At 39.1% G+C, this 6,745-nt stretch carries 6 protein-coding genes and 2 pseudogenes; 7 read left to right on the top strand and 1 reads right to left on the bottom strand.

Annotated features, from left to right (window positions below; genetic code table 11):
• The 7 genes and pseudogenes from ACMV5H_RS24805 to ACMV5H_RS24775 all read left to right on the top strand — a co-directional run.
• Positions 1–208: integrase core domain-containing protein (locus ACMV5H_RS24805; RefSeq protein WP_414822724.1), on the top strand; the 208-nt coding region annotated here is incomplete at its 5' end.
• Between the two features lie 329 nt (positions 209–537).
• Entirely contained in the window at positions 538–1,035 is a 498-nt protein-coding gene (locus tag ACMV5H_RS24800; RefSeq protein WP_414822723.1) for a spore coat U domain-containing protein, read from the top strand.
• Positions 1,036–1,045: 10 nt separating this feature from the next.
• Positions 1,046–1,795, top strand: coding sequence for a molecular chaperone (locus ACMV5H_RS24795; RefSeq protein WP_414822722.1), 750 nt, complete (start codon positions 1,046–1,048; stop codon positions 1,793–1,795).
• On the top strand, positions 1,752–4,154 hold the full coding sequence (locus tag ACMV5H_RS24790; RefSeq protein ID WP_414822721.1) for a fimbria/pilus outer membrane usher protein: 2,403 nt from the start codon (positions 1,752–1,754) through the stop codon (positions 4,152–4,154). Before ACMV5H_RS24795 ends, ACMV5H_RS24790 begins: the two co-directional genes overlap by 44 nt.
• Before the next feature lie 61 nt (positions 4,155–4,215).
• Positions 4,216–4,647: a hypothetical protein gene (locus tag ACMV5H_RS24785; RefSeq protein WP_414822720.1), complete on the top strand. Its 432-nt coding sequence runs from the start codon at positions 4,216–4,218 to the stop codon at positions 4,645–4,647.
• 104 nt (positions 4,648–4,751) lie between these two features.
• Entirely contained in the window at positions 4,752–5,180 is a 429-nt protein-coding gene (locus ACMV5H_RS24780) for a spore coat U domain-containing protein (protein ID WP_414822719.1), read from the top strand.
• Between the two features lie 301 nt (positions 5,181–5,481).
• Positions 5,482–5,592 (top strand): annotated as a pseudogene (locus ACMV5H_RS24775) (transposase); the annotation flags it as partial.
• 30 nt (positions 5,593–5,622) lie between these two features.
• Here ACMV5H_RS24775 and ACMV5H_RS24770 read toward each other — a convergent pair.
• A pseudogene (locus ACMV5H_RS24770) lies at positions 5,623–6,495 on the bottom strand (IS3 family transposase); the annotation flags it as partial.
• Between the last annotated feature and the right edge of the window lie 250 nt (positions 6,496–6,745).

The following is a 6,745-nucleotide window of genomic DNA, read 5'->3' as shown; positions in this document are numbered from 1 at the left end:
CATGGCCGAAAGTATTAACGGGCAGTATAAAGCGGAGGTGATACACCGGCAGAGCTGGAAAAACCGACAGGAAGTGGAGCTGGCCACACTGGCATGGGTGGACTGGTACAACAATCGTCGGCTGCTTGAGCGGCTCGGCCATATCCCACCTGCTGAAGCAGAAAAAGCATATTACGCTTCCATCGGGAAAAAGGATCTGGCAGCCTGAGTTCCCGGACTTAACTCTCTCCCACAAAACCGGTACGGTTCATTCTGAATGGAGCAGGATTTTGGGGTAGGGTCAGACATATCATCCTTCTCTGTTGTGTCTTGTACTGTACTCTAACCAAACGCAAAAAAGTCTTAACTATCTGGGAATTACAAAACCAGGTTAAACATAATTAAGTCAGTGACTTAAGATATAAATAAATAAATAAATAATTATTTATTTTGAAAAAATAAAAAAACATTGCACTTTCGGTGTGCGCAGCTAGGATTTAAATGTGCTACGGTTACACAAAAATGTTAAACTTTACTTAAACAAGAAGGTAATTAACTATGCGTTTGAATAAATTTGCTGGTGCTATACTATTTGCTTCTTCTGTTTGTTTTGTTATGGGGAGTTCTTCTGCTGCCACCCAATTAGACAGTTCATTCAACGTTAAAATCGCTATTTCTAGCATGTGTACATTGAAAACTATCGATGATGTAGATTTTGGTACAGTTGACACTAACACTGCTACTAAAATTGAGCGTACCCAATTATCAGTAAAGTGTAATGACCAACAACCGTATTTAATATCTTTAAAACCATCGAATAATAGTATTAATGGTCAAGGCATGATGACCTCTGGTGATGGTTTACATAAAATAAATTATAGTTTATATCAAGATCCTCAAGCAACTGTGCCAGCTGGTTCCGACGCTAATGCATTTGGAGGGACAGGAACAGGTAAGAATGTCAATCATAATGTATATGTAAAAGTTCTTGGCAGTGAGTTCGATAAACCATCAGGTCACTATAATGATGTAATTTCTGTGGCTGTTAATTACTAGAGTCTATCTAATGCATAAAATGAGAACAGATTTTGTAAGAATCCTGGTCTCAACAGTCGCTGTTACTTCCTTGAGTATAGGCAGCACAGCGGCTGTGGCGATGGGCTTACAAGTATCACCAACTTCAATAGATTTGACGCAAGATTTAAATGCTACAGAGCTGTGGCTAATTAATAATAGTAGCAGATTCATACAGGCTCAAGTCAGAGTATATGCCTGGGATCAAAAAAATAAAAAAGATGTGTTAACTGCAACATCTGATCTTATTGCTAGTCCACCAGTTGCGAAAGTTTCCGCTAACGGAAGGCAACTAGTTCGTGTAATGCGACCAAAAAATAACGAAAACTTATCAGATCTTACTACGTTTCGTATTGTTGTTAATGAACTCCCTGTAGCTTCTACGAAAAACACTGGTATTGATTTTGTTATGGAGTATTCAATTCCTGTTTTTGTATATAATAAAAGTCAAGAAAATTTAAAGGAAAACTTGAAATTAAGCTTTATAGCTGATGGAAAAAATACATTGCTACATGTTAACAATGAAGGTGGAGGGTATGCAAAACTGTACGGTCTAAACTTCATCTCAATAAACGGAGAAAGGTTGAAATTAAACCCAGGTTTGATAGGATATATATTACCCAATCAGGAAATGGAATGGGAAATAAAAAAACCGCCTAGCACTTTTTCAAAAGGTGGAACAGTGGAACTGTTAGTTAATGGAAATGTATATTCTGAGAAAAACATACCACTTAGGCGTTAAATTATTACGACTTCTATTTTTAATTTTTAATTTGAATACGGCCTCCATTATGGGGGGCGTATATATATCAGATAGCTATGCCCAAAAAATTGCGTTGCCTTCTTATTATGATAAATATCAGATACCAGATAACCAGTCAGTTTATCTAGATGTTGAACTAAACGGAGTAAATCGAGGGGTTTTCCCTTTTGAATTACGGGATGATCAACTTTGGACCTCAGTACTAACATTAGAAGAAATAGGTTTGAAAATTACAAAGCCAACAGATTCAAGCATCAAGCTAATGTCTCTTGACACTGTTAAAGTGAATTATCTTGCTGAAATACAGAAACTTGTGTTGATAGCTAACGATGAAAACACACAGTTGCCTATTAATTCTTTTACTAATGTTGACTCGCAGATTTACCCTGGTACTAGTAGTGAGGGAATATTGCTTAATTATGAAACGTCTGGAACCTACAATGACAATGTTAAAGCTGCTAATCTTTTTAGTGAGTTACGTGCTTTCAATTCTCTAGGGACGATTAGTAACACAGCATTAAGCCAATTCAATAATTCTGTTAATCCAACTATTGATACTACCCGTTTAGATACGACAATGAGTTCATCATGGCAGGATAGTATGATAACATTACGAGTTGGAGATTCAATTACAGGAAGCACCTCATGGTCGAGGAGTAATCGCTTTGTTGGGTTACAGTTATCACGCAATTTCGATCTGAACCCATATCTAGTTAGTAGCCCACTGGTTGAGTTTGTGGGGAGTACTGTCACCCAATCAAATGTAGATTTGCTAGTTGATGGGATTAAACAGTATAGTACTACCGTTCCTCCTGGTCCATTTGTTATCAATATGCAGCCTAAAGTTAATGGTTATGGTACTGCCCAATTTGTAGTAACTGATTTTCTTGGGCAGAGTAAAATTATAGAGCGTCCTGTTTTTTCTTCTCCGACTTTATTGAGAAAAGGGTTAGCTGATTGGAGTGTAGATTTGGGAAAGTTGCGTCTTGGCTATGGGAAAAGTTCATTTGATTACAGTAACAATATGATGCTAAGTAGTATGTTACGTTATGGTGTAACTTCAAACCTTACATTAGAGAGTCAGATAGAAACGTCTGATGGGTTACTTAAAAAAGGGTTCGGTATTATTGCAACACCAAATGCTTATTTAGGTGAGTTTTCTGGTTACTATGCTCAAAGTCAGTATTGGGATTTTAAGGGTGAAGAAAAAGGGGTTGGTTACCAATGGATTAATGGCAACTTTCATTTTGGTGGTTCAATATCTATCTCTGACATGGATTATCGAGATATCTCATCACTTTATGGTGCAACAATAAATGCTAAAAACCAGCAGTTTTTTTTGGGTTTTAGTTTAGGTTCTGCTGGAAGTATCTCCATAAATCATTTTACAAGAACTAATATGGAACAAAATGCAACAACTCAACTTATGAATTTTTCATGGTTAAAAAATCTTAATGAAAACACATCTATTAGTGTGCTAATGAATCAAAATTTGAATAATTACGAGGATTATTCTATATATGTTGGGATGAACTTTTCACTAAAAAACAAGATCAATACCGCTCTCAGCACTACATATAGTGAACGTGAAACAGTTAGCTCATTTAGTGCCAATCGTAATGCTCCTTCAGATGGTGGATTAGGTTGGAGAGTTAGCACCACAGCAGAAAAAAATAAGGAGATTCAACAGGTAGATATTGAGTATCTGACACAACATGCAAGATTAACTGCTGGAGGTAACAACCAGTCTAACTTTTATTTAGGTAGCAGCGGTTCGATAGTAATTATGAAGAACAATAGCTTTATCGCAAGACAGCTAGATGATGCTTTTGCTGTTGTATCAACTACCGGGGTACCAGATGTACCTGTATTACTTGAAAACCGTTTAATAGGAAAAACAAATAAAGAAGGTTATTTTCTTGTATCACCTTTGTACTCTTATCAGAAGAATCAGATTAGCATTGATAGTCTAAATTTGCCACCAGGCTATAGTATTATAGAGACCAAAATTGTAACAGTTCCTAAAGATAGAACAGGAAGCTATGTCGAATTTCCTATCAAACCAGCTTATGCTGCCATGGTAGTGTTAGTTGATGAAAATGACGAATATCTGCCTGTTGGTACGGAAGTTTTTATAAAAGGACAAAGTGAGCCTTATATTGTTGGATTTGATGGCGTAGTTTATCTAGAAGGTCTGACAAATAATATAAATATTGAAGCCTATCAACCAAAAATAAAAAGTAACGTTAGTGATCGTAAAGCTTGTCGTGCTGAAATCTCCTATAGTGCTGATAAAAATAACATTGGTACGTTATCAAAAACAGTATGCTTTCAGTAGTAGTGATTTTTTTATATATATGATCTTGATTTTTCCTTACGTTAGCAATAGGGTTTATTAAATGGGAAAAAATATATTTATAGTTACTGTGGTTTTGTTTTTATTACTTACACATAAAAGTCATTCGGCCAATATAAGTTGTAGCACTAGCATGACAGATATAGACTTTGGAAGTATCGATTTCACAAACTTCGACATGTCAAAAATTAATATAAGTACACTTAACTATCGTTGCATTAATAATTCATCTGTAATGCATTATCTTAACGCTTGCTTTTATATTGGAGGTGTAAAACAAGATTTATTTTTATCAAATATGCATTCTGGTGTCAGTGATAATATTTTTTTTCGTCTTAAAAGCTCTATTACAGATGAAGAATTAGGGACTGGAAACTATCAATCTCCTATACGTATTGTACAGCTTTTAGCCGGAAATTCAGAAATTAGTGGAGTTATACCAATTAAAGGGGAAGTATACAAAAAAAACAGTTGACAAGATCAGGGATATACTATTCAAGGTTTTTTTTAGATAATTCTTTTATCACTTGGTCAGAAAGCACCAATTATATTCCTAGCACATGTGATGAACAAACCATCATGCACCCTCTAAATTTTATAGTATCGGCGTTCGTACCGAATTCTTGCAAAATAATGACGGAAGACATCGACTTTGGTCAATCTACTTTAATTGATACTGATAGCATAAGTGCTAAAGGAGAAATTGTTGTTAGCTGTACTAGTGATACACAATATAATATTTCTCTTCGCTCTGTGGATGTGAATAGTAATCAATTTTATATGCGCCCGACGAGTAGTATTAAATCAAATAATGAAAGGATAGCTTATCATCTATACAGAGATTCAGCAAAAACATTACTATGGTCTGATAGTGGAAATGAAAAGTTAGAACACCGAACAGCAGGAAAGCATGTATATCCTATTTATGGTCAAGTCTTTATAGATAAAAAATCTCCTTTTAGATCAGGTCATTACCAAGATACTGTTATTGTGACACTAACTTTCTAAACTTAATATCTTCCTAAATAATGTTTTTCAACTCCACGACCTTTGATCATTATGGAAGTGCGGATGATATCCTGGACTCTCAGGAGATAAATGATGTTTACCGAAAAAGAACAGTTCCTCAAGCTGAAAGTGCAGCTTAAACGTACTGAGGAAGAACAAGATATTCTAAAAAAGGCAGCGCAGTACTTTGCAAGGCACCCCGACTGAAGTACCACTTAATCATGTAAGTATCCCGGTAAAACGGCCCATTCACTTTTAGAGATCTTCCGACATACTGATTATGTCACCTGTGGAGATAGCTATGCGTAAGATCCGATTCACCGAGCACCAGATCATCGCCGTTCTGAAGTCCGTCGAAGCAGGCCGCACCGTCAAAGATGTGTGTCGCGAGGCCGCTATTTCCGAAGCCAGCTGAACCTACCCACGTAATGTGGACACAGGCCTAAGCGAGGTTCTGTTTTTCAAATTGTTCCGGGCTAAGACCACCACAGGCACTGTGGCGACGCCAGCGATTGTAATCGCACTCGATATAATTAAACACAGTCGTTCGCATCATTTCCCGACTGGCAAAGTGCTCGCCGTGGATACATTCCACTTTTAGTGAGTGGAAGAAGCTTTCCGCACAGGCATTGTCGTAACAGCAGCCTTTGGCGCTCATACTGCCACGCAGATTATGGCGTTTCAGTAAGGTCTGATAATCCACCGAACAGTACTGGCCGCCTCTGTCTGTATGAACAATGACATTTGCCGGGCATTTACGCCGCCACAACGCCATTTGCAGCGCATCGCAGGCCAGTTGTGCCGTCATCCGCGAAGACATCGACCAGCCGATGACGGCCCGCGACCACAGGTCAATCACCACCGCCAGATAAAGCCAACCTTCGTCTGTACGTAAGTAGGTAATGTCACCCGACCATTTCTGATTTGGCTCATAGGCGGTAAAGTCCTGCTTCAACAGGTTTTCCGACACCGGCAGGCCATGTTCACGGTAACTGACTGGCCTGAACCGGCATGAGGCCTTTGCGCGCAGTCCCTGACGCCGCAGGCTGGCTGCAATGGTTTTGACGTTGTACGCCGGAAGCTCATCAGCAAGACGCGGCGCACCATAGCGCTGTTTAGCGTCATTGAATGCCTGTCGAACGACATCATCGCAGACAAGACGGAACTGCTGACGCGGGGTTATCTGATGACGACGCAGACGCCAGGCATACCAGCCACTGCGGGCGACACGGAGCACTCTGCACATGGCTTTGATGCTGAAATCAGCCTGATGTTTTTCGATAAAGACATACTTCATTTCAGGCGCTTCGCAAAGTTAGCACGGGTGCCATCCAGAAAATGCTCAAACGCCTTGAGGCCTCCGGGATCTCCTGGCCGCTACCTGAGGGGATGTCAGAGCCCCGCCTTGCCAGCTTGCTGTATCCCGAGTCTGATAGTCTGAGGTGTACTGGCAATAGCGGACACTGTCATTTGTTCTTTTATTAAGCAGCCATGCAATAATAGTTCTTCTCGAAGTCTGCCGGTGAGAGATTACCCAACCGGGAATGACGACGCTGCCGGTTGTA

Origin of the sequence: Serratia sp. N21D137 (assembly GCF_047530005.1) — a bacterium.
In the GTDB taxonomy this organism is placed as follows: domain Bacteria; phylum Pseudomonadota; class Gammaproteobacteria; order Enterobacterales; family Enterobacteriaceae; genus Chania; species Chania fonticola_B.
The sequence above is the reverse complement of the archived record's forward strand: the minus strand, read 5'-3'. Positions and strand labels throughout refer to the sequence as shown.